Origin of the sequence: Arhodomonas aquaeolei DSM 8974, from assembly GCF_000374645.1 — a bacterium.
Lineage (GTDB): Bacteria > Pseudomonadota > Gammaproteobacteria > Nitrococcales > Nitrococcaceae > Arhodomonas > Arhodomonas aquaeolei.
Map to the genome: position 1 here is coordinate 86,568 of NZ_KB894813.1, position 23,466 is coordinate 110,033.

At 69.8% G+C, this 23,466-nt stretch carries 21 protein-coding genes, 1 tRNA gene and 1 other RNA gene; 8 read left to right on the forward strand and 15 right to left on the reverse strand.

Translation table 11 applies throughout. The features are described from left to right. Positions 1-8 precede the first annotated feature (8 nt). Positions 9-905 carry a ribosome small subunit-dependent GTPase A gene (rsgA, locus tag C516_RS19590; protein WP_084594214.1) on the forward strand — a complete coding sequence of 299 codons (897 nt, stop codon included), beginning with the start codon at positions 9-11 and terminating at the stop codon, positions 903-905. 9 nt (positions 906-914) lie between these two features. On the opposite strand, the gene recR is transcribed toward rsgA, so the two are convergent. The 7 genes from recR to ubiU all read right to left on the reverse strand — a co-directional run bounded on the left by recR (position 915) and on the right by ubiU (position 6,762). Beyond that, complete coding sequence (gene recR, locus C516_RS0113685) at positions 915-1,514, reverse strand: recombination mediator RecR (protein WP_018718976.1); 600 nt, start codon at positions 1,512-1,514, stop codon at positions 915-917. 4 nt (positions 1,515-1,518) lie between these two features. Beyond that, a complete protein-coding gene (locus C516_RS0113690; RefSeq protein ID WP_018718977.1) occupies positions 1,519-1,839 on the reverse strand; it encodes a YbaB/EbfC family nucleoid-associated protein in 321 nt (106 codons plus the stop codon). 5 nt (positions 1,840-1,844) lie between these two features. After that, entirely contained in the window at positions 1,845-3,689 is a 1,845-nt protein-coding gene (gene dnaX, locus C516_RS0113695; protein ID WP_018718978.1) for a DNA polymerase III subunit gamma/tau, read from the reverse strand. Between the two features lie 99 nt (positions 3,690-3,788). Further along, positions 3,789-3,885: signal recognition particle sRNA small type (gene ffs, locus C516_RS20885), an RNA gene on the reverse strand. Positions 3,886-3,972: 87 nt separating this feature from the next. Then, a complete protein-coding gene (locus C516_RS19595) occupies positions 3,973-4,728 on the reverse strand; it encodes a helix-turn-helix domain-containing protein (RefSeq protein ID WP_156831246.1) in 756 nt (251 codons plus the stop codon). A 121-nt stretch (positions 4,729-4,849) separates the two neighbouring features. Continuing rightward, complete coding sequence (locus C516_RS0113705; protein ID WP_018718980.1) at positions 4,850-5,761, reverse strand: U32 family peptidase; 912 nt, start codon at positions 5,759-5,761, stop codon at positions 4,850-4,852. A gap of 5 nt (positions 5,762-5,766) precedes the next feature. After that, positions 5,767-6,762: a ubiquinone anaerobic biosynthesis protein UbiU gene (ubiU, locus tag C516_RS0113710; RefSeq protein ID WP_018718981.1), complete on the reverse strand. Its 996-nt coding sequence runs from the start codon at positions 6,760-6,762 to the stop codon at positions 5,767-5,769. Between the two features lie 144 nt (positions 6,763-6,906). Between ubiU and ubiT the strand changes: the two genes are divergently transcribed. Beyond that, positions 6,907-7,344, forward strand: a complete 438-nt coding sequence (ubiT, locus tag C516_RS0113715) for a ubiquinone anaerobic biosynthesis accessory factor UbiT (protein ID WP_018718982.1) — start codon at positions 6,907-6,909, stop codon at positions 7,342-7,344. Positions 7,345-7,454: 110 nt separating this feature from the next. Here the strand turns inward: ubiT and C516_RS0113720 are convergent, their stop codons facing one another. Then, positions 7,455-7,670, reverse strand: coding sequence for a hypothetical protein (locus tag C516_RS0113720; protein WP_018718983.1), 216 nt, complete (start codon positions 7,668-7,670; stop codon positions 7,455-7,457). Between the two features lie 99 nt (positions 7,671-7,769). Here C516_RS0113720 and dauA point away from each other — a divergent pair, with 99 nt between their 5' ends. The 6 genes from dauA (at position 7,770) to C516_RS0113750 (ending at position 14,882) form a co-directional block, all read left to right on the forward strand. Next, positions 7,770-9,524, forward strand: a complete 1,755-nt coding sequence (gene dauA, locus C516_RS0113725; RefSeq protein WP_018718984.1) for a C4-dicarboxylic acid transporter DauA — start codon at positions 7,770-7,772, stop codon at positions 9,522-9,524. 97 nt (positions 9,525-9,621) lie between these two features. After that, a complete protein-coding gene (locus tag C516_RS0113730) occupies positions 9,622-10,056 on the forward strand; it encodes a hypothetical protein (protein WP_018718985.1) in 435 nt (144 codons plus the stop codon). A gap of 30 nt (positions 10,057-10,086) precedes the next feature. Next, positions 10,087-11,025, forward strand: a complete 939-nt coding sequence (locus C516_RS0113735; RefSeq protein WP_018718986.1) for a sulfurtransferase — start codon at positions 10,087-10,089, stop codon at positions 11,023-11,025. A gap of 106 nt (positions 11,026-11,131) precedes the next feature. Further along, positions 11,132-12,142, forward strand: coding sequence for an SLAC1 anion channel family protein (locus C516_RS0113740; RefSeq protein ID WP_018718987.1), 1,011 nt, complete (start codon positions 11,132-11,134; stop codon positions 12,140-12,142). A 99-nt stretch (positions 12,143-12,241) separates the two neighbouring features. Then, positions 12,242-13,108 (forward strand): MBL fold metallo-hydrolase, encoded by an 867-nt coding sequence (locus C516_RS0113745; protein ID WP_018718988.1) that lies wholly within the window; start codon positions 12,242-12,244, stop codon positions 13,106-13,108. A gap of 34 nt (positions 13,109-13,142) precedes the next feature. After that, the gene (locus C516_RS0113750; RefSeq protein WP_018718989.1) at positions 13,143-14,882 is read left to right on the forward strand and encodes a TIGR01244 family sulfur transferase; all 1,740 of its coding nucleotides are present in this window, start codon (positions 13,143-13,145) and stop codon (positions 14,880-14,882) included. A gap of 18 nt (positions 14,883-14,900) precedes the next feature. On the opposite strand, the gene C516_RS0113755 is transcribed toward C516_RS0113750, so the two are convergent. The 7 genes from C516_RS0113755 to recA form a co-directional block, all read right to left on the reverse strand. Further along, entirely contained in the window at positions 14,901-17,270 is a 2,370-nt protein-coding gene (locus tag C516_RS0113755) for a mechanosensitive ion channel domain-containing protein (protein ID WP_026321189.1), read from the reverse strand. Between the two features lie 159 nt (positions 17,271-17,429). Further along, positions 17,430-17,519, reverse strand: a tRNA-Ser gene (locus C516_RS0113760). Between the two features lie 69 nt (positions 17,520-17,588). Beyond that, a complete protein-coding gene (csrA, locus tag C516_RS0113765; RefSeq protein WP_026321190.1) occupies positions 17,589-17,795 on the reverse strand; it encodes a carbon storage regulator CsrA in 207 nt (68 codons plus the stop codon). Positions 17,796-17,980: 185 nt separating this feature from the next. After that, positions 17,981-19,240, reverse strand: coding sequence for an aspartate kinase (locus tag C516_RS0113770; RefSeq protein WP_018718992.1), 1,260 nt, complete (start codon positions 19,238-19,240; stop codon positions 17,981-17,983). A 28-nt stretch (positions 19,241-19,268) separates the two neighbouring features. Then, entirely contained in the window at positions 19,269-21,884 is a 2,616-nt protein-coding gene (gene alaS, locus C516_RS0113775) for an alanine--tRNA ligase (protein WP_018718993.1), read from the reverse strand. A gap of 33 nt (positions 21,885-21,917) precedes the next feature. Next, positions 21,918-22,388: a regulatory protein RecX gene (locus tag C516_RS19600; protein WP_018718994.1), complete on the reverse strand. Its 471-nt coding sequence runs from the start codon at positions 22,386-22,388 to the stop codon at positions 21,918-21,920. A 10-nt stretch (positions 22,389-22,398) separates the two neighbouring features. Then, positions 22,399-23,445 carry a recombinase RecA gene (gene recA, locus C516_RS0113785; protein ID WP_018718995.1) on the reverse strand — a complete coding sequence of 349 codons (1,047 nt, stop codon included), beginning with the start codon at positions 23,443-23,445 and terminating at the stop codon, positions 22,399-22,401. Positions 23,446-23,466: the final 21 nt, after the last annotated feature.

Sequence of the window (23,466 nt, forward strand, 5' to 3'; positions counted from 1 at the left end):
TGGAGGCGATGAGCGGAAACACAACAGCGCGCGTGGTCGTGAGCTACGGCCGGGAGGTCATCGTCGAGACCGGCGACGGTGAGCTGCTCGCCTGCCTGATGCGCCGCCGCACCAACGCCCGCCCCGTGTGCGGCGACCGCGTGCGCGTCGCGCACACCGACGGCGGTGGCGTGATCGAGGCGGTCGTGCCCCGGGAGAGCGTTATCGAACGCGGCGATTTCCGCGGCCGTCCGCGGCCGCTCGTGGCCAATGTCGACCGCCTCGTGATCGTGCTCGCCGATCCCCCCGGCCTCGAGCGCCTGCTCCTCGACCGCTATCTCGTGCTCGCCGCCCATGCGGACGTCGCGCCCCTGCTGGTGGTGAACAAGGCCGACGCCCTGGACGACGCGGCGCGCGGCCGGGTCGAGGCGACGCTCGCCTTCTACCGTGATGAGCTCGGGCTGACACCGCTGTACGTCAGCGCGCGCTCCGGCGAGGGGCTGGAGGCATTGCGCACCGCCCTAGCCGGCCACACCGCGATACTCGTAGGGCACTCGGGGGTGGGCAAGTCCTCGCTCATCAACGCCCTGCTCCCAGAGCTCGCGCTGCGCATCGGGGCGCTCTCCGCGGCGAGCGGACAGGGCCGCCACACCACCACCGCGACCACCCTCTTTCCGCTGCCGGACGGCGGCGCGATCATCGATTCCCCGGGGGTGCGCACCCTGCGTCTGGACCACGTGCCCGCGGCGACGGTGCTCACCGCGTTTCCGGAGGTGGCACGGCATGCCGGGCGCTGCCGCTTCAACGACTGCCGTCATGCCGGCGAGCCCGGCTGTGCGGTGGCCGCCGCGCGGGAGCGCGGCGAGATCGCACCGGAACGGCTCGAAACCCTGGCAGTGCTGCTCGCGGAGGCCGGGGACGGCTGAGGCCGGCGGTCAGTCGTAGCGTCGCCGTCCCGCGAAGGCGTGGGAGAGCGTACCCGCGTCAACGTACTCCAGCTCGCCGCCCAGCGGCACACCGTGGGCGATGCGGCTGACGTTCACGCCGTGACCGTGGGCCATCTCCGCGAGGTAGTGGGCGGTGGCCTCGCCCTCGACGGTGGGATTGGTCGCGAGGATGATCTCGCGCACGCCGCCGTCGGCGAAGCGGCCTTCGAGCACGTCCAGGCCCAGCTCCTCGGGGCCGATGCCGTCCAGCGGCGAGAGCTGGCCCTTGAGCACGAAGTACAGGCCGCCGTAGTCGGTGGCCTCCTCCAGCGCATAGACATCCGCCGGGTTCTCGACGATACAGAGCACGCCGTGGTCGCGGCGGGTGCTCGCGCACAGGGCGCACACCCGCTCCTCGGTGAGAATGCGGCAGTGCTCGCACTCGCCCACGCGGTCCGCCGCCGCGGTGACGGCGGCCGCGATCCGGCGGGCGGCATCACGGTCACGCTGGAGCAGGTGCAGCGCCATGCGCTGCGCCGAACGGGGACCTACCCCGGGCAGCTCGCGCAGCGCGTCCATGAGCTCCGAGACGAGGGGCGAGAAGCTCATCGGCTCAGAACGGGAGGTTCATCCCCGGGGGCAGGCCCATGCCCTCGGTGAAGCCTTCCATCTTCTCCTTGCTCACCCGCTCGAGCTTCTGGGCGGCATCGTTGAAGGCCGCCGCGACCAGGTCCTCGACCATCTCGCGATCGTCGTAGACGCTCTCGTCGATACTCACCCGGCGAACCTCGTGGCGCCCGGTCATGACCACCTGGACCATGCCGCCGCCGGCCTCGCCGGTGATCTCCATGTGCTGAAGCTCCTCCTGGGCTTTCTGGAGCTTCTCCTGCATCTGCTGGGCCTGCTTCATCAGGTTCCCGATGCCACCCTTCATTGCCGTTACTCCTGTTCTCGGTCCAGGGGGCGAACGCTCTCGGTGACGACCTCGCCGTCGAACGCCTCCCGGATCGCGGTTACGTTGGGGTCCGTTTCGATGCTCTCCCGCGCGGCGACCTCGCGGGCCTGGCGTGCGCGCTGCGCGCCCTCCGCCGGCGTCTCGCCCTCGGCGCTGCCCTCGCGGATCTCCAGGCGCAGGCTCTCGCCGAAGTACTCGCCCAGCACCCGCGCCAGGCGGGTGCGCATGGACTCATTGTTGAGGTGCTGGTGACCCTCTTCAATATACAGCCGGATGCAATCGCCCTCTCGTCCGCCCCAGCGGCAGTGCTGGGCGAGTGCACGTACCATGCCGCCGACACGGAGCCCCGCGACCACGGTGCTCCAGTCGACGTCGTCGCCGTAGCCCGCCGCCGGTCCCGGCGCTGACGCCGCTTCCGGCGCGGGCTCGGTAGCCGTAGCCTTCGCGGCCGGGGCCGGTGGTTCCACAGAGCTGGCGTGGGGTTCCGCGACTGTCGCACTCCCGGGCGACGCGGCCGCGGCCGGCCCCGCGCGCTCGCCGGCCGGTACGCTCGTCGGCGCCCCGGCGGACCGGGGGCGCCCTGACGGTGCCTCCGCGGCCGCCGGTGGGCCGGTCCTGCCCGTGGCAACGGCGCGCGGCGCCGCCGCCGGATCCGTTGCCCGGTGGGGATCGTTCCGGGGCTTAGCCGCCGGCGGCGACGCGGGCCGGCCACCGCCCTGCCCCGCCTCGCCGGCCGGCACGTCCGCCGGGCGGAAGGCGAGCATGCGCAGCATGGCCATCTCGAAGCCCGTGCGCGCCTCCGGCGCCCAGGGCAGGTCACGGCGGCCATGGAGCGCGATCTGGTAGAAGAGCTGCACGTCCTCCGGGCTCAGCCGCTCGGCGAGGCGGTGCAGGCGCTCGTCCTCCGGCGCCTCACTGCCCAGGGCGTCCGGGGCGAGCTGGATGACGCTCAGCCGGTGCAGCGCGGCGAGGACCTCGTTAATGCCCTCCGCGAAATCCGGGGCGCGTTCGGCCATCTCGGCGATGACCCCCATCACTGCGCCGGCATCCTCGTCCGCCACCGCCTCCAGCAGCGACAGCACGAACTCGCTGTCCAGACTGCCGAGCATGGCACGGACGTCGTCGTCCGTGACCTGGCCGCCGCCATACCCCAGCGCCTGGTCCAGCAGGCTCAGGCCGTCGCGCATGCTGCCGTCGGCGGCGCGGGCCAGGCGCATCACCGCACCGGACTCCGCGCCGATGCCCTCGCGCTCGAGGATGTCGTTCAGGTGCTCGGCGATGAGCGAGGCCGGCAGGTGCTTGAGATTGAACTGCAGGCACCGGGAGAGAATGGTCACGGGCAGCTTCTGCGGGTCCGTGGTGGCCAGCAGGAACTTCACGTGGGGCGGCGGCTCCTCCAGCGTCTTGAGCAGCGCATTGAAGCTGTGCCGCGAGAACATGTGGACCTCGTCGACGAGGTAGATCTTGTAGCGCCCGCGCGTGGGGGTGTACTGGACGTTGTCCAGCAGCTCCCGGGTATCGTCGACGCCGGTGCGCGAGGCGGCATCCACCTCGATCAGGTCGACGAAGCGGCCCTCGTCGATCTCCCGGCAGGCCTCGCACTCGCCGCAGGGCTCGGTGGTAACGCCCTCGCGCTCGCAGTTCAGGCACTTGGCGAAGATGCGCGCGATCGTGGTCTTGCCCACGCCGCGAGTGCCGGTAAACAGGTACGCGTGATGGAGACGATCGTTCGCGATGGCGTTGGCGAGCGCCCGCCGCACGGGGGTCTGCCCGACCAACTCCGCGAAGGTGCGCGGACGCCATTTGCGTGCGAGAACCTGGTAGGCCATGGGATTCGCCGAAGCTGTCGAGACGGCGATTCTAGCACCGCCCGACGGCGGGGTTCACGCGCCGATGCGGGGAAACCCGCCGGAGGGATTGGGTGGCGGCGACGCCAGCCGCACCCCGGCGCCCGAGTCCACTGCTACCGCTGCTCCCTTCCGGGCCTGACGGGGTTCGCAGTCTGTCGTCGCGGGGGGACCGACGCCACCACCATTGTGACGCCGCCATCGTCATGACGGCGGCGAGAGACTACCAGCATTCCGGGGCTCAGACAATCGCCCCGAACGCCGCTCAGCCGCAGAGGCGCTCGCCCTCGACACCGTCCGCCGCCGCGGCCAGTGCCTCGCCGTTCATCAGCTGCAGCCGCCGCCCCTCGAGCTGGATCATGCCCGCGCGCTTGAACTGCGAGAGCGTGCGGCTCACCGTCTCGATCGTGAGGTCGAGATAGGCGGCGATCTCGCGACGGCCCATGCCCAGACGGATCCGATCCGCGGATAACGAACGCCGCTGCCGGCGCTCGGCGAGATCCAGCAGGAACGCGGCCACGCGCTGGCGGGCGGAGCCGCGGCACGCGCGCAGCAGCCGCTCACGCTCGACGGTGATCTCCTCGCGGAGCATCTGGTTGACCGCCTCGCGGACGTCGCCGTCCTCCTCCATGAGGCCCTCGATCCGCTGCCAGGGGATATGGCAGACGTGGGCCTGCTCCAGCGCCACGTAGCGCTCCTCCTCCTGGCCGGCCGGGGACCATTCCAGGCCCAGCGTCTCGCCGGGGAAGTAGAAGCCGGCGATGATCTCCTCGCCGTTGCGGCTGTAGCGGCAGCGCTTGAGCGCCCCTGAGCGGAGCACCGAGAGCCCCTTCAGGCGCGCACCGTCCACGGGCTGGCCGGCCCGCAACGGCTCATGACCGCGCCGGACGACCCCCTGGCGTTCGTGACGCTCGCCGCCCTCGAGCCGGCGCGCAAAACAGATCCGGTACAAACCGCAACGCCGACAGGTAATGGCGTTGCCGCTGTCCCCTGTGGCGGAGTGCTGCTGTCCCTGTCGCATGATCCCTTCACCCAATAGCCTGCATGATTCGACGAGGCGTTTCGGGCACCGCCGGCACCGCGGTGCAACACGCATGTGTGGAGAATATCACACAACGGTGGGCGCGCAGCAGCACCCCCGGTCAGGATTCAGCCGCCCCTTCCACCAGTCCGGCGGCGCCATGCCAGTAGCCGTTGCAACCGCCGACGCCGGTAAGTGGCGCGAGCTCCTCGGCCACTTTCTCCGGCGCGGCGCCGTTGCGCAGCGCATCGAAGCCCGCGACCACCTGTTCCATGTCGTGACTCTGGGGGACCAGCCGAAGCACGCCGGCGCCGGCGTTGCACAGCGCCGGATAGTCGGCGGCGAGGTTCTGCGTCATCGCCGACTGGGTCTGGATGCCGTTAAGGGTGAGGAACGGCTGGCCATCCTGGGTTCGCACCACCCGCCCGTCCGGGTCATCGCCACAGGCGAAGCCGCAGTCGTCCCGGGAGCGGTTCTCGGCCCGCGCGGTGAAACAGCGCGCTGACCACGCCAGGGGCAGCCGTCCCCACGCCAGGATCTCCGACTCCAGCGCCGGCACCGCCGAGGTCAGCGCCCCGGCGGTCTGCGCGCCGAGCTCCACGGGCAGCACCCAGCGCCTGGCGCCGGCGGCGCGCATGCGCTCGAGCGCCGCGGCGTTGTAGAGGTTCAGGGTGGGGCCCGCCACGAATCCACGGCTCTCGCGCTCGAGTACGCCCACTGCGGCCATGTCGTTGGCCTCGACCGTGAACGGGCTGTCCCGGCAGAGGCTGCGCAGGCCGCCCAGCTCCGAGCCCGCCTCGATGAGCGTGAGCGTGGAGATCACCACCTCCTTGCCGGCAGCCGCGAGGGACTCGCCGATGGCGAAGTAGTCGGTGCTGCGCAGGCGGCGGCGCTTCGGGCAGACGGTCTCGCCGAGATAGACCACGTCCACGGGCCAGTCGCGGGCGGCCTCGTAGAAGGCCATCACCGCCTCACGGCTCCAGAAATACGGGATCGGAGCCAGGGACAGGCGCGGTGTGCCGGTTGCGTTCATCGTGCTCACCCCCACTGCCGGTGATAGGCGCCCAGGGTGACCTGCGCGCCCTCGGAGACACTGCGCAGGCGCTCCTGCCATTCCTTCCGGGGCGCACCGGTCCGCCCGGCCATGCAGGCATCGATGGCCTCGCGCAGGACCTCGGTGACCTGGCGGACATAGGCCGGGCTGCGCTGGCGGCCCTCGACCTTGATCGCGGCGACACCAGCCTCCGCGAGCTCCGGGAGGATGTCCACCGTGCTCAGGCTGGTCGGCTCCTCCAGCACGTGCCACGGTGCCGCGCCGTCGAGCTGGAAACGCCCCTTGCAGATGGTTGGGTAACCGGCGCGCTCGCCGCTGCCGTAACGGTCCACCAGCACCCCGTTGACCCGCGCCTCCAGGCCGTCGCCGGTGACCTGCCAGCGCACGTGGGAGGCCGGCGAGCAGGCGCCGTAGGTGTTGGGCGAACGCCCGGTGGCGTAGCTGGAGAGCAGGCAGCGCCCCTCGACCATGATGCACAGGCTGCCGAAGCCGAAGACCTCCACGGGCACCGGCGACTCCGCGGCCACCTGGGCGACCTGGCGCACGGACAGTACCCGCGGCAGCACCGCGCGGCGGATATTGAAGTGGCGGTGGTAGAAGGCCAACGCCTCCGCGTTGGTCGCCGACGCCTGCACCGACAGATGCAGCGGCAGCGCCGGGTGGCGCCGGCTGGCATAGTCGAGCACCCCGACGTCGGCTGCGATGAGCGCATCGACGCCGAGCTCCGCGGCACGATCCACGGCCGCCTCCCACGCGGACCAGCTGCCCGGCTGCGGATAGGTGTTCACGGCGAGGAACACGCGGCAGCCGCGGGCGTGGGCCTCGGCGATGCCGCGCTCCAGGTCGTTCTGGGTGAAGTTCAGGCCCGCGAAGTGCCGGGCGTTGGTGGCGTCGCGAAAGCCGGTATACACGGCGTCCGCACCGGCCGCCACGGCGTTGCGCAGCGCGGGGAGGCTTCCGGCGGGGCAGACGAGCTCCATCGTGGCTCCTCAATGATCGGCGGGTTGGCAATCGCCACACGCTAGCGTATCGCCGCCGCCATGCCTTTGAGCCAGCGCAAACCCGTCGTGGCCACACGGTGCTATGTTGAAGCGCTTTGTCGCTACCCCACAGCGGAGTCACGCATGCGGTTGCACGCCCTCCTGCCCAACGCCGCGCGGATACTCACCCGGACGGTGCCGACCAGCCTGCAGCGCGCGATCATCGAGGACGCGCTCAATCATGCCCTGGCGGAGGCGATCGCGGACGCGCGTTTCGACTTCATGGAGGCCCGGGTGCTCGCCGTCGCCGCCGACGACGCCGGCGTGATCTGGCCGATGACGCTGATTGCCGGCCGGCTGCTGGTCCTGCCGCCGCAAACCCCGGCGGAGACGACCATCCACGGACCGTTGTCGGTGTTCGTCGCCCTCGTGCGCGGGCAACTGGACCCGGATACCGCGTTCTTCCAGCGCGAGCTGATCGTCGAGGGCGATACCGAGCTGGGGCTCGCCGCCAAGAACACCCTCGACGCGCTCGATCCGGAGACCCTGCCGGCACCGGTTCGCCGGCTGCTGGTGCCCTGAATCACGACTCACCGTCCCACCCAAAGCACGGGACGACGGCGCCAGCCGCGGTGGTGCCCTGCGTCGTGCCGTGGCATTCGCCCACCACCGCCCCGGACCGGGCCGCGGTGTCAGCGCTTGCCATGCCCCGGTGAATGCCCCGCTCCGCTCTCCTCTCCCAGTACCTGCTCGCGCCAGTCCGGCCCCAGGCGCGTCTCGATGTAGTCACGGATGAACTGACGCACCATCTGCGAGGGGGTCACGTCCGCTTCCGCACACAGCCGCTCGAAAACGGCCTTCTTCTTCGGATCGATCAGCAGCGTCAGCCGCGCCGTACGGTTCTCCACGGTCCATCTCCAGATCTATTATGTTAACCATATTAACATTGATTGTTATATATAAGCACATAAAATAGAAATACGTTTAACATCCCGGACCACCACCCGATGCCCCACCGCGCCCATCTGACCCGCGTCTCCATTGCGAGCGCGTTCCGACAGGCCTGCCTGCGCGAGCGCTACACCCTGACCCGCCTGCGCGCCGACGCCCTCGCCGGCGTGAGCGTGGGCATCATCGCCATCCCGCTGTCCATGGCGCTCGCCATCGCCAGCGGCGTACCGCCGCAGCACGGGCTCTACACTGCGATCGTCGCGGGCGTCGTCATCGCCCTCACCGGCGGTTCGCGCTACAGCGTCTCCGGCCCCACCGCCGCCTTCGTAGTTATCCTCTACCCGATCTCGCAGACGTACGGGCTGGCCGGCCTGCTCACCGCCTCGCTGATGGCGGCGGTGATCCTCGTCGCCATGGGGCTGGCGCGGCTGGGCCGGCTGATCGAGTACATCCCGCCCCCGGTCACGCTGGGCTTCACCGCGGGCATCGCCGTGGTGATCGCCACGCTGCAGATCCCGGACTTCTTCGGCCTGGAGACCGGCGCGCTGCCGGAGTTCTACCCGGAGAAGCTCACCCACCTCGCCGCGGCACTACCGGGGCTGGACCCGGCAACCACCACCGTGAGCGCGGTGACCCTCGCGGTGCTCGTGATCTGGCCGCGGCTGCGCCTGCCGGTGCCCGGACACCTGCCCGCGGTGCTCGCCGGCGTCGCCGTCGCCGCGCTGTTCGCTGCCGGCGGCGATCCGGTGGAGACCATCGGCTCGCGCTTCACCTTCACCCATGCCGACGGCACCCTCGGCATGGGCATCCCCGCGGTGCTGCCGGAGTTCACCTGGCCCTGGAACCAGCCGGGCCCCGGCGGCGAGCCCGTCGCGTGGACGCTGGAGCGCGTGCGCGCGCTCCTGCCCGCGGCGTTCTCCATCGCCGCGCTGGGCGCCATCGAGTCACTGCTCTGCGCGGTGGTCCTCGACGGCATGACCGGCCGGCGGCACAGCGCCAACGGCGAGCTGCTCGGCCAGGGCCTGGGCAACCTGGTGGCGCCGCTGTTCGGGGGCATCACCGCGACCGCGGCGATCGCGCGCTCCAGCGCCAATTACCGCGCCGGGGCGGAGAGTCCCGTCGCCAGCGTGATCCATGCGCTGGTGGTCCTAGCTGCCCTGGTGGTCCTGGCGCCGTGGCTGGCCTATCTGCCCATGGCCTCCATGGCGGCGCTGCTGATGATGGTCGCCTGGCAGATGAGCGAGGCACACAAGGTGGTGCGGCTCGTCCGCCGCGCCCCCGGCGGGGACATCGCGGTGCTCGCCACCTGCCTCGGGCTGACGGTGGTCTTCGACATGGTCATCGCCATCGGTGTCGGCGTGGTCCTCGCCGCGCTGCTGTTCATGCGCGACGTCGCGACCATGACCCGCGTCACCGACATCACGTCGTCGTCGCGCTTACGCTCACATGCCGTCCCGGCCGGCTGGGCGGTGTTCAAGGTCACCGGCGCGCTGTTCTTCGCCGCCGCGGAACGGGTGTTCGCCGAGCTGGAGGCGGAGGCGGCGGGGCGGGACGGGGTGATCGTCTACATGGACGGCGTGCCGGTGCTCGACGCCGGCGGGGTCAGCGCGCTCGAGCGTTTCGTCGAGCGCATGTCGGAGGCCGGTACCCGTGTGATCGTCGCCGACCTGCAGTTCCAGCCGCTGCGCACCCTGGCCCGCGCCCGGATCCGGCCGGTGCCGGACCGCCTGGTCTTCACACCCACCCTCGACGAGGCCGTCCGCCAGGGCCGCGACATGAGCGCTCCCGGCGGGAGCGCCGCGGTACTGTGACATAGTCACTGACCGCGGCACGCCGCGCGCCGGAGACTCTCCGCCAGGCCCCGGGGAATCGCCCCGGGGCACGGCAACCGGTAAACGGGAGGTCCCCATGCGCGCACCCCTCAAGCCCCTGCTCGTCTTCATCGCCCTGCTCGTCACCGCCGGCGTCGCCGACGCGGCGGAACGGCGGCTGCTCACCGTCATCACCGCGGACAGCCCCCAGACGCAGGCCATGGCGCTGATCCTCACCCGCCAGTGGGTCCGCGACGGCGGCGACGCCCGGATCCTGCTGTGCGACGCCGCCGGCGGCATGGCGGTGTCCGCCTCCGACGAGGGCGGCGAAACCGTCCAGCCACCGGACATGGCGCCCCGGCAGATGCTCGGCGGGCTCGTCGACGCCGGTGTGCGGGTGGACGTCTGCGCCATCTACCTGCCCACGGAGGGCCTCTCCGACCGGGACCTGCGCCCCGGCGTCGGCGCTGCCACGCCGTCGGATATCGGTGCAGTGATGGCCGACCCGGCCACCCGGCTGTTCACGTTCTGAACCGGCGAACGCGCCCCTGGAGGTGACACCATGAACGACGTCCGACTGCTGCGCACGCTGCGCAACGCCGCCGCGGCTGCGCTGATGCTGCTGCCGACGGCCCTGCTCGCGGCCACCGCTCCGCTGGTCTCCGCCGACTGGCTGGGGGCGCACCGCGAAGAGGTGACCGTGATCGAGACCGCCAAGGACCCGGCGCTCTTCGACGGGGTCGGCCACATCGCCGGCGCCGTGTTCGTGCCCTACGGCGACATCGCCGTGGAGCGCGAGACCGACGACGGCCCGGTGGACTACCTCGTCCCCGACGCCGGCACCTTCACCGCACTGATGCGCGACGCCGGCGTCGACGCCGGCGGGACCGTCGTGATCGCCCCCGCCGGCACCCGGGTCGCCGGGGACATGACCGTCGCCGCACGGCTGTACTGGGCCCTGCGCTACTACGGTCACGACGACGTCGCGGTGCTGGACGGCGGTGCCGCGGCCTGGGCCGCCGCCGGCGGCGGGACCGCCGACTCCCCGGCCGGCCTGCCGGGAGACGGCGACTTCGCGGCCCGTCTGGCCCGTCCCGGCATCCGGGTCTCCACCGCGGACGTGGCCGACGTCCTGGAGAACGGCGGCGCCACCCTGGTGGACAATCGTCCGCTGACGCAGTACACCGGCCTCGCCGGCAAGGACTACGTCGACGGCCTCGGCCATCTGCCCGGTGCCCGTCCGGTACCGTTCGACCTGTTTTCCGTCAGCCGCGACGGCATCCACTACTGGCGCGACGGCGAGGCGGTGCGCCGGATCCTCGCGGCGATGGACGTGGGCGAGGATCAGCCGGTGATCGCCTACTGCAACTCCGGCCACGTCTCGTCCATGGCCTGGTTCGCGATCAGTGAGATCGGCGGCCGGGACGACACCGCGCTCTACGACGGCTCGCTCCACGCCTGGACCCGTTCGGCGGACCGGCGGGCCATGCTCCGGCCCTGAGACCATGACACGGCGCCGGAGCGTGCCCCGCGGCCGTACGGGGGTCGCCCCCGACGGTCACGCGCACGGCCGGCGCCCCGGCGGCAGCGCCCGCGGGAGTAAGGCCATGAAAGCACTCGCCCCCGGACCGGGGGATCGGCTCGGTCATTTCCCGGTGAGCATGTTCGCCATCGTCATGGGGCTCGCCGGCCTGGCCATCGCCTGGGAACGCGCCGCCCGGGTCACCGGTGTGCCCGCGGCGGTGGCGCCGGTGCTCGCGACCTCGGTCGCGGCGGTGTTCATCGTGCTGCTCGGCGTCTACGCGGCGAAACTGCTGCGCCGGCGCGCCGATGTCCTCGCCGAGCTGCACCACCCGGTGAAGCTGAGCTTCTTCCCGACGATCTCCATCAGCCTGGTGCTGCTGGGCACGCTGGCGCTGGTCCACGCCCCGGCCGTGGCGCCGTGGCTGTGGGGTGCGGGCGCGGCCGCGCAGCTCGCGTTCACCCTCTACATCGTCGGCGCCTGGCTCCACCAGGAGCGCTTCGAGATCGTCCACGTGAGTCCGGCATGGTTCATCCCCGCGGTGGGCAACATCCTGGTGCCGATCGCCGGCGTACCCCTGGGACTGGCGGAGCTGTCGTGGTTCTTCTTCAGCGTGGGCGTGATGTTCTGGCTGGTGCTGCTGACCATCGTGGTCTACCGCATGATCTTCCACCAGCCGCTGCCGGCGACGCTGATGCCGACGCTGTTCATCCTCGTCGCCCCGCCGGCGGTGGGCTTCGTGGCCTACGTGCAGCTCACCGGTGGCGTGGATGCCTTTGCCCGCGTGCTCTTCCACACCGGGCTGTTCCTGCTGCTGCTCCTGCTCACCCAGTGGCGGCGCTTCACGCGGCTGCGCTTCGCGATCTCGTGGTGGGCGTATTCGTTCCCGCTGGCGGCGATGACGGTCGCCGCGTTCGGCCTCCATGCCAGCGACAGCCGGAGCTGGGTGCTCGTGCTCGCCTGTGCCCTGCTCGCGCTCGTGACCGCGGTCGTCGCCGGGCTCATCGTCCGCACGGGAATCGCCGTTCTGCGCCACGAGATCTGCCGCCCGGAGCCCGACACCGAACGGACATCGGCCGCCTTATATCTGATTTAATTATATATATATAACCATTTATTGACTTATCCCCCGGACGGACCTATAGCTCTCCTATGGGTCCCGCATCGGACCATCCGGACAGAGGAGTATCCCGTGATGAGCCAGCCCGACGTCACCGCCTTCTTCGACGAGGAGACGTTCACGGTGAGCTACGTGGTCGCCGACCCGGCGAGCCGCGAATGCGCCATCGTGGACTCCGTGCTCGACTACGCCCCCAACTCCGGGCGCACCAGCCACGACAGCGCCGATCGCATCGTCGCGTTCGTCCAGGAGAACGACCTGCGCGCGACCTGGATCCTGGAGACCCACGTCCACGCCGATCACCTCACCGCCGCCCCCTACCTCCGGGAACGGCTCGGCGGTGCCATCGGCATCGGCGCCAACATTACGACGGTGCAGAACGTCTTCGGCGACCTCTTCAACGTCGAGGCCGCGTTCGCCCGCGACGGCAGCCAGTTCGACCACCTCTTCGCCGACGAGGAGACGTTCCGCATCGGCGGAATCGAGGCCCGCGCCCTGCACACCCCGGGACACACCCCCGCGTGCATGACCTACGCCATCGGCGACGCCGCCTTCGTGGGCGACACCCTGTTCATGCCCGACTACGGCACCGCCCGTGCGGACTTCCCCGGCGGCGACGCCCGCCAGCTCTACCGCTCCATCCGCCGCGTGCTCTCGCTGCCCGGCGAGACGCGGCTGTTCATGTGCCACGACTACAAGGCCCCGGGCCGGGATGAGTACCGCTGGGAGACCACCGTGGCCGAGGAGCGCGCCACCAACGTGCACGTCCATGACGACGTGGACGAGGAGACGTTCGTGCAGATGCGCACCGAACGCGACGCCACCCTCGACATGCCGCGGCTGATCCTGCCGTCCGTCCAGATCAACATGCGCGCCGGTGCCTTTCCGCCGGCGGAATCCAACGGCGTGCGCTATATCAAGATACCGCTGAACGCGCTCTGAGCCCGCGCGTTCCACGGCAGGGAGGAGAGAGACCGTGGAGACGAGAAAACCGCTGTCGCCGTTCTACGCGGTGACCACCCAGCTCCGGGCGAGCGACCTCGGCGCGCTCGCCGCCGAGGGCGTGCAGACCGTCATCAACAACCGTCCCGACGGCGAGAGCGGGGATCAGCCTGCCGGTGCCGAGCTCGCGGCGGCCGCCGAGCGCCTCGGCATCGCCTATCACTACGTCCCGGTGGTCTCCGGTCAGATCACGGACGACGACGTCCGCGCGTTCGCGACGATCCTCGCCAATGCCCGCGGCCCGGTGGTTGCCTTCTGCCGCACCGGCTCACGCTCCACCAGCCTCTGGGCCCTGAACGAGGCCCGCCACCTCGCGCCGGACGCGGTGCTCGCCACGTGCGCCACTGCGGGCTATGACCTGTCCGGCCTGCGCCCGCGACTGGAAGCGGCCTGGTCCGCCGACACCACCGGCGAGGCCACCGACACCGGCAACGGCCGCCGGTACGACGTGCTCATCGTCGGCGGCGGTGCCGCCGGCCTTGCCACCGCCGCCAGCCTGCTGGCCCGGCGTCCGGCGCTGGATATCGCAGTTATCGAGCCCCGCGAGCAGCACTACTACCAGCCGGGCTGGACGCTCGTCGGTGGCGGTGTCTTCAGGCGCGAGCAGACGGTACGCCCCATGGCCGACCTCATGCCCGCGGGCGCGCGCTGGATCCGGGCCGCGGTCGCGGCCTTCGAGCCCGGGCAGAACCGGGTGGTACTGGAGGACGGCGAGCGCCTGAGTTACCGGACGCTGGTCGCTGCTCCGGGGATCCGGCTGGATTGGGCCGCCATCGAGGGCCTGTCGGAGACCCTCGGCCGCAACGGTGTAACCTCCAACTATCGCTACGAGATGGCCTCCTACACCTGGGATCTCGTACAGGGCCTGCATGGCGGGCGGGCGCTGTTCACCCAGCCACCGATGCCCATCAAGTGCGCGGGGGCCCCGCAGAAGGCGATGTATCTCGCGTGCGATGAGTGGCGTCGCCGCGGGGTGCTCGACGCCATCGACGTCGAGTTCAACAGCGCCGGCGCCGTGCTCTTCGGCGTCGAGACGTTCGTGCCGCCGCTGATGCGCTACGTCGAGCGCTACGGCATCGATCTGGCGTTCAACAGCAACCTCGTCGCCGTCGACGGCCCGGCGCGGACCGCGCGCTTCCGCGTGCAGGACGCCAGTGGCAACGAGCGGCTGGTGGACAAAGACTTCGACATGCTCCACGTCTGCCCGCCCCAGACCGCGCCGGACGTGGTGCGCGAGGGCCCGCTCGCCAATGCCGGCGGATGGATCGACGTCGATCCGGAGACCCTGCAGCACGTGCGCTACGGCAACGTCTTCGGCCTCGGCGACGCCTGTGGCGCGCCCAACGCCAAGACCGCCGCGGCGGTGCGCAAGCAGGCACCGGTGGTCGCGGAGAACGTCATCGCCACCCTGGACGGGCTGCGCTGCCGCGCCGTCTACGACGGCTACGGTTCCTGCCCGCTGACCGTCGCTCGCGGTCGGGTGATCCTCGCGGAGTTCGGCTACGGCGGCAAGCTGCTGCCGACATTCCCGCTGGATCCGACGGTGCCGCGCTGGAGCATGTGGATGCTCAAGGAGAAATGGATGCCCGGCATCTACTTCAACCTCATGCTCCGCGGCCGTGAGTGGCTCGCCAGGCCCCGCCGCCTGCCCCACGATCCGGAGGCCCGGGAGGCCCGCGACGCCCTCCGCGAGGGCCCCGCGCGCCACCGCTGAGCCATCGTCGGCGCGGCGTCAGCGTCCGTCCCCGGGCGCATCCGGCCCGGAGGTGCTCGTGCCGAGGTCCTCGGGGCGGTTCTCCGCCGGTGTGTCCTGGCGGGTGTCCCGCCGCGTGACGGTCGAGGTCTCGCCGAGCACCACGTTCGCCGGCGGCGCGGAGCCGTCCTTGTCCTGGCCGAAGTACATCGTCATGTGCGGGAACGGGATCTCAATGCCGGCATGGTCGAAGTGGCGCTTGACCAGGCGGTTGTAGGCGCGTCCCACCGCCCACTGGTTGCCCGGCGTGGTGCGAATGCGTACGCGGATATTCACCGAGCTGTCGGCGAGCGCGGTGACGCCGTCGATCTCCACGTCCTCCAGGATCTCCGGGCCCAGCGTGGCATCGCTGCGCAGCTCCTCGAACGCCGAGCGCAGCGAGGCGATGGCCTCGTCGATGTCCTCGCGGTAGGCGATGCCGTACTCGCCCATGTGATAGGCGAAGCCGCGCATGTAGTTGGCGACATTATCCACCGACGAGAACGGGATCAGGTGGTACGTGCCGGCGAGGTCGCGCACCCCCACCGAGCGCACGGTGAGCTTCTCGACCGTGCCCGTCACCCCCGAGATCGTCACCACGTCCCCGGTGTTCATGGCGTTTTCGAGCTGGATGAACACACCGGTGATGATGTCCTGGACCAGCTTCTGGGCACCGAAGCCGATGGCGAGACCGAGCACACCGGCGCCGGCCAGCAACGGACCGATGTTGATACCGATCTGGGAGAGCGTGATCATCACCGTCATCGCCACGATGGCGATCACCGCCGCGTTGCTGAACAGTGCCAGCAGGGTCTTCTCCCGCGCGCTGGGCTCGCCGGTCCCGGTCTCCGGACTCATGCGATGCTCGATGACGCTGGCGATGGCCACCCATACCGCCGCGGCGATAAGCAGTGTGATCGCCACACGGACCGCCACCTGGATCACGGCGAGGCCGAACGGCGAGTCGAACCACGCGCCGATATCCATCACCGACCATGCATCCAGCACCCCCAGGGCCACGATGAACGTCACCACCCCGCGGGCAGCGCTCACCATCGCGGGCACGTAGGCGTTCAGGCGATGCTCCAGCATCGGCATGCGCCGCTGCCAGTCCTCCGGCAGTCGGATATGCCGGCGCTTGAGCCGGCCCAGTCCGTCCGCCGCCAGCAGTCCCGCCAGTGCCATCGCGAGGCTCATGCCCGTGGCACGCACCACGAAGGCCAGGGTCCCCGCCGGATCGACCTGACCGCCCACGAACAGCACCGTGGCATAGACGGCGGCGATCAGATGCCAGGTCCGGGCCAGCCCGCCCAGCAGGGCCCGTCCCGGGCCGGTACGCGCGTGGGCCGCTGCGCGCTGAATCACGCCGCCGACCGAGCGCCGGTGCCGGAACACGAGCACCAGCACGTACATGTAACCCACCGCCATGACGACGAGTCCCACCGTACGCTCCGTCTCCGCCACCGTGGCGTGACGGTTCGCCAGCGGCAGGGCCAGCAGCAGACCGTAGCCGAGCCAGGCGATGACCCGGCCCGCGCGCACGTAGACGTAGCGCGCCTGCTCCGTGGCCAGCGGCACCGGCCGCAGGCCGTCGAAACGCGGCGAGAGGACCGCGCGCACCACCACCCGCAGCCCTTCGACCACGATGAAGGCGTTGACGAACAGCGCCGCCCAGTGGGGAAGCCGGGTGCCTCCACCCGGCAGCGACAACGCAATGACGTAGGCGGCGACCGCCGCTGCGACGATGGTCAACGCGTCGACCACCACGCCCACGACCACGCCGGTCAGTGCCCGGCCGGGGTGACGCCGGTAGCCCGCCGCCGCCCACGAGGCGACGCGCCGGTACAGCGGGGCCGCGAGCCGGCGAAGCACGGAGAAGATGACGAAGGTCGCCACCACCAGGCCCGCGAAGGGCAGCACGCCGCGAAGCAGCTCGCCGTAATCCCGACCCGGCCGCCAGAGTGCGGCCGCAGCGGCGGCAACGGCGGTGGCGGCGCTGGAGACACGCTCGATCACGCCATGCACCGCGGCCTCGGTGACCGAGGCGACGCGCTGCGGCAGCGAACGTATACGCGCGACCGGGCTGTCCGGCGCGATAGCACCGGACTCGCCCTCTTCCCCGCCCTGCGAGCCGCCCTCATCCTGCTGTTTGCGGGCCAGACGGCGCAGCTCGCCGATCAGCTGCTCGCGGGCCTGCTTGTCCTCGAGCATATCCGCGAGCGCCGCGTAGTCCGGCCGGCCCCCGTTCTCCGCGGACGCCCCACCACCACCGGCCGGGACGGCGCCCGTCTGAGCGGCGGCGGTAGCGGCAGCGAGTGCCAGCACGAGGAGCAGTACGACGTCACGAAACCAGCGCAGTCCTGTTCTCACCGTTATCCCCTTCCCTGCCGAAGGCCGCGCCCGCCACACGGACCGCCCCGCCAAGGTACTAATCCGGGACGGGTTAGTCACGGCGGCACCCGGGACGCGACAGCGGGCGGAAACGAAAAAAGCCCGGCAGGGGTGGCAGACCCTGCCGGGCTTCATATCTGGCGGAGAGAGAGGGATTCGAACCCTCGATGGGCGTTAGCCCATACTCCCTTAGCAGGGGAGCGCCTTCAGCCACTCGGCCATCTCTCCGGGGGCTATGCCGCGTCGGCGGCAACGGGGGCAAAGCTTACGCAAATTGCCCCGCTGCGTAAACCCGGTTCAGTCCCTCTCGCCGGCACTCTCGTCCTGGGCGCCCGGTTCATCCTCGTGCTGGATGCGGTCGTAGATCTCCTCGCGATGCACGGATACATCCCGCGGCGCGTTAACGCCTATACGCACCTGATTGCCCTTGACGCCGAGCACCGTCACGGTGACATCGTCGCCGATCATCAGCGTTTCCCCGACTCGTCGTGTAAGAATCAACATTCCTTGATCACTTCCTTGCCGAAACGGCCCCCCTTAGCCCCCCTGTCATGTCCCGCAATAGCGGTCGGCAGGGTTTCGCGAGCTGCCGATACTCTCGTTGTACACAGTGAACCCGAAAAACACGAACGTCACGCCGTCCATCGGCGATCCATGCCGGACGGCGGGACGACTCGTTCGTCGAGGCGTTACTGCGGCTCGCCTTCCACGCGAACCGTCTCGCCCTCCTTGTTATCCAGCTCGAACGCCCGGTGCAGCGCACGCACGCCGAGCTCGAGGTACTTCTCGTCGATAACGACCGAGACCTTGATCTCGGAGGTGGAGATCATCTGGATGTTGATCCCTTCCGCCGCCAGGGCGTCGAACATCCGGCTCGCCACCGCCGCGTGGGAGCGCATGCCCACACCCACGATCGAGAGCTTGACGATGCCCGTATCTCCATAGACCTCGCGCACGTTCAGCTGTTCCGCCTGCTCGCGCAGGATCTTGAGGGCGTTCTCGTACTCGTTGCGGTGAACGGTGAACGTGAAGTCCGTCAGCCCCTCGTTGCTGATGTTCTGCACGATCATGTCCACGTTGATGTTCGCCCGCGAGATCGGGCCCAGCAGCTGCGCGGCGATACCCGGATGATCCGGCACGCCGATGACCGTGATCTTCGACTCGTCGCGGTTGAACGCGATCCCCGAGATAAGCGGTTCTTCCATGCCTTCTTCCTCATACATGATCAGTGTGCCCGGCCCCTCCTCGAACGTGGAGAGGACACGCAGGGGCACCTTGTACTTACCCGCGAACTCGACGGCGCGGATCTGCAGCACCTTCGAGCCGAGGCTCGCCATCTCCAGCATCTCCTCGAAGGTGATGCGATCGAGTCGGCGCGCCTGGGGCACGACCCGCGGATCGGTGGTGTAGACACCGTCGACGTCGGTGTAGATCTGGCATTCGTCGGCCTCGAGCGCCGCGGCCAGGGCGACCGCCGTGGTATCGGAGCCGCCACGGCCCAGGGTGGTAACCGAGCCGTTCTCGTCGACGCCCTGGAAACCGGCGACCACCACAATGCGGCCCTCGTCGAGGTCCTCACGAATCCGCTCGTCATCGATGTCCTGGATGCGCGCCTTGCTGAAGGCGCTGTCCGTAAGGATGCGTACCTGTGGCCCGGTATAGCAGCGCGCCGGCGCACCGAGGCGCTCCAGTACCATGGTGAGCAGCGAGATCGTTACCTGCTCGCCGGTGGACAGCAGCAGATCGAGCTCCCGCGGGCGCGGGGACTCGGACTGCGAGGCCGCATGCGCCAGCTCCATGAGCCGGTCGGTCTCGCCCTTCATGGCCGAGACCACGACCACGACCTTGTGCCCTGCATCCCGGGTGGCGATGGCCTTGCGGGCGACATGCTCGATGCGCTCGATATCGCCGACCGAGCTGCCACCATATTTCTGAACTATCAGTGACATGTCCGTGTTTCCTGAATGGGTTTGTCAGTTACCCGGCCGTCTCGCCGAGGGCCTCGCCGACCCAGCCGGATACGGCACCGAGCGCCTCGCCCAGCCTGGAGGGGTCGTTACCGCCCGCCTGGGCGAAGTCGGCGCGACCGCCGCCGCGGCCGCCGACGCGTTCGGCGACGCGGTTGACCATATCCCCGGCGCGCACCCGGTCGGTAAGGTCCGAGGTGACACCGGCCACGATGCGGACCTTCTCCCCGTCGACCCCGGCGAGCACGATCACGCCACTGCCGAGCTTGTTCTTGAGCTGGTCCAGGGTGTTCCGCAGTGCCTTGGCGTCCGCGGCGTTGACCTGTTCGGCAAGCACGCGCACGCCGCCGACCTCGACGGCCCTGTCCACCAGATCGCTGCCCGTCTGGCTGGCGAGCCGGGCCCTGGCCTGTTCCAGCGCCTTCTCCAGCTCGCGGTTGCGATCGAGCACCTGCCCGAGGCGCACCTCGATGTTTTCGGGGCTGGCGCGCAGGCGCTCAGCCACCGCGTCGATACGCCGTTCCGCGGCCTGGGCCCAGGCCAGCGCCCCCTCGCCGGTCACCGCCTCGATTCGGCGCACGCCCGCGGAAATGCCGACCTCGGAGATGATCTTGAAGAAGCCGATGTCGCCGGTGCGGCCGACGTGAGTACCGCCACAGAGCTCAGTGGAGAAATCGCCGAAGCGCATGACCCGCACGTCGTCACCGTACTTCTCGCCGAACAGCGCCACCGCCCCGAAGTCGATGGCCTCGTCGTAGGTCATGTGGCGGACGTCCGCGGGCTCGTTGGCACGGATCCACTGGTTGACCCGGCGCTCGATGCTCTCCTGCTGTTCCGCGCTCACCGACTCGAAGTGGCCGAAGTCGAAACGCAGGCGATCGGGGGCCACCAGCGAGCCCTTCTGGGTGACATGCTCGCCGAGGATCTCCCGCAACGCGGCGTGGAGCAGGTGCGTGGCCGAGTGGTTGAGCACCGTGGCCTGCCGACGGGCCTCGTCCACGTGGGCGCTAGCGCCGTCGCCGGCCTGCACGCGCCCCCGGCGGACCACGCCGACATGGCCGTGGGCGTCGCCGTACTTCACGGTATCCCGAACCTCGAACTCGAAGCCCTCGCCGCTGATCGTTCCGCGATCACCGACCTGGCCGCCGGACTCGGCGTAGAAGGGCGTGCGGTCGAGGATGATCATGCCCTCGTCGCCGGTCTCCAGGGTATTCACCGCCCGGCCCTTGGCGTACAGGGCATCGACGTGGGCACTGTCGCGCAGGTGATCGTAGCCGGTGAATTCCGAGCTGCCCTCGTAGTCCGCGCCGCCACCGTGATCGGCCTTGAAGTTGCTCGCCGCCCGGGCGCGCTCGCGCTGCTCGGCCATGGCTCGGTCGAAGCCCTCGGTATCCACCTCGAGGTCCCGTTCGCGGGCGATGTCGGCGGTGAGGTCCACCGGGAAGCCATAGGTGTCATAGAGCTTGAACACCGTCTCGCCGGGAATCACGGTGCCCCTGAGGTCGCGCAGGTCCTCCTCGAGGAGCTTGAGGCCCTGCTCCAGGGTCTCGCGGAAGCGCTCCTCCTCCTGGCGGAGGATGCGCTCGGCCTGTGGCTGGCCGCGGACGAGTTCCGGGAACGCCGCCCCCATTTCGTCGACCAGCGGCTGCACCAGGCGATGGAAGAACGTCCGGCTCACACCGAGCTTGTAGCCGTGGCGCACCGCGCGACGGATGATGCGGCGAAGCACGTAGCCGCGCCCCTCGTTGCTCGGGAACACGCCATCGACGATCAGGAAGGCACAGGCGCGGATGTGATCGGCGATCACTCGCAGCGAGCTGTTGGTGTGATCCTCGCAGCCGGTGACCTCACCCGCGGCGGTGACCAGACGCCTGAACAGGTCGATGTCGAAGTTGTTGTGCACACCCTGGACCACCGCGGCGATACGCTCCAGGCCCATGCCGGTATCGATGGATGGCTTGGGCAGGGGTGCCATGTTGCCGTCGGCGTCCCGGTCATACTGCATGAACACGAGATTCCAGATCTCGATGTAGCGGTCGCCATCCTCGTCCGGAGAACCGGGTGGGCCGCCGGGCACCTCGGGGCCGTGGTCGTAGAAGATCTCCGAGCACGGCCCGCAGGGACCGGTATCGCCCATGGACCAGAAGTTGTCGTGGGCGCCGATACGCGAGAACCGGGACGGGTCGACGCCGATCTCCTTGAGCCAGATATCGGCGGCCTCGTCGTCCTCCTCGTACACCGTCACCCACAGCCGCTCGGCCGGCAGGCCGATGACCTCGGTGAGGAAGGTCCAGGCATAACCGATCGCCTCGCGCTTGAAGTAGTCGCCGAAGCTGAAGTTGCCCAGCATCTCGAAGAAGGTGTGATGCCGGGCGGTGTAGCCGACGTTCTCGAGGTCGTTGTGCTTGCCGCCGGCGCGCACGCAGCGCTGGCTGCTTACCGCGCGCGTGTAGCCGCGCTGCTCACGGCCCAGGAAGACGTCCTTGAAAGGCACCATCCCCGCGTTGGTAAACAGCAGCGTCGGGTCGTTGCCCGGCACCAGCGGCGAGCTCGGCACGACCTCGTGGCCGCGCTCGTGGAAGAAGTCCAGGAAGGCCTGGCGGATCTCTGCGCTCGTCTTGATCATGTCCCCTCAGCCATTTGCAAGTACGCGGCGGGTCTACTCGTCGTCGGCGAGCCCACCCAGTACGCGCCGTACCTGGTCCGCGCTGAAGCCGCGGTTGGACAGGTAACGCCCGCGCCGGGCCTTCTCGCGCAGCCCCTCGGGGGGGCGGGGCCCGAACCGCTTGTCGTGGATCGCCCGCAACTGCTCCAGCCAGAAGTCCTCATCCGGCAGATGCGGGTCGATCAGCGCATCGTCAACGCCGCGGCGGGCGAGCTCCGCACGGATGCGCAGCGGGCCGTATCCCTGGGCGCTGCGGGAGCGCACGTATTCCCCGGCGAAACGTTCGTCGCTGACCAGCCGCTCGCCGGCCAGCGTCTCGACCACCTCCCCGACAAGGTCCGCGTCGTAGCCGCGCTGCTCGAGCTTGCGGCAGAGCTCGCGGCGCGAGTGCTCGCGGCGGGCGAGCAGCCGCACGGCGCGTTCGCGGACCTCCCCGCAGAGATCGCCGTCGTCCCCGTCGTCCATGCGTGACGGCTCAGGCGCCGTCGCCGCCGGAGGCGCCGCTCTCCTCTTCGGCCGTCTCCTCGGCAGCCGGGCGACCCAGCAGCATCTCACGGAGCTTGCCGTCGATCTCGTCGGCGATGTCCGGGTTGTCCTTGAGGAAGTTGCGGACGTTGTCCTTGCCCTGGCCGATGCGGTCGCCGTTGTACGAATACCAGGCACCCGCCTTGTCCACCAGGCCGTGCTTGACGCCCAGGTCGATGAGCTCGCCGTGGCGCGAGATGCCTTCGCCGTAAAGGATCTCGAATTCCGCCTGCTTGAACGGCGGCGCCATCTTGTTCTTCACCACCTTCACGCGGGTCTCGTTGCCGATGACCTCGTCGCCCTTCTTGATCGCACCGAGACGACGGATATCCAGGCGCACGGAGGAGTAGAACTTAAGTGCATTGCCGCCGGTGGTGGTCTCCGGGCTGCCGAACATCACCCCGATCTTCATGCGGATCTGGTTGATGAACACCACCAGCGTGTTCGAGCGCTTGATGTTGGCGGTGAGCTTGCGCAGCGCCTGGGACATCAGCCGCGCCTGCAGGCCCACGTGGGAGTCGCCCATCTCGCCCTCGATCTCGGCCTTCGGCGTGAGTGCCGCCACCGAGTCGACCACGACGATGTCCAGCGCCCCGGAGCGCACGAGCATGTCCGCGATCTCCAGCGCCTGCTCACCGGTATCCGGCTGCGAGACCAGCAGCTCGTCGACGTCGACCCCGAGCTTCTCGGCGTAGTCCGGATCGAGGGCGTGCTCGGCGTCGACGAACGCCGCCGTACCGCCGGCCCGCTGCGCCTCGGCAACCGCGTGCAGGGTGAGCGTGGTCTTGCCGGAAGACTCCGGCCCGTAGACCTCGACCACCCGCCCCCGCGGCAGACCGCCGACACCGAGCGCGAGGTCCAGGGTCAGCGATCCGGTGGAGACCACCGGCACGTCCACCGCCCGCGCATCGCCCATGCGCATGACGGCCCCCTTGCCGAACTGCTTCTCGATCTGCCCCAGCGCGACGCCGAGGGCCTTCTTGCGGTCTTCGTCCATGTTTTTCCTCTGCGACTGAAG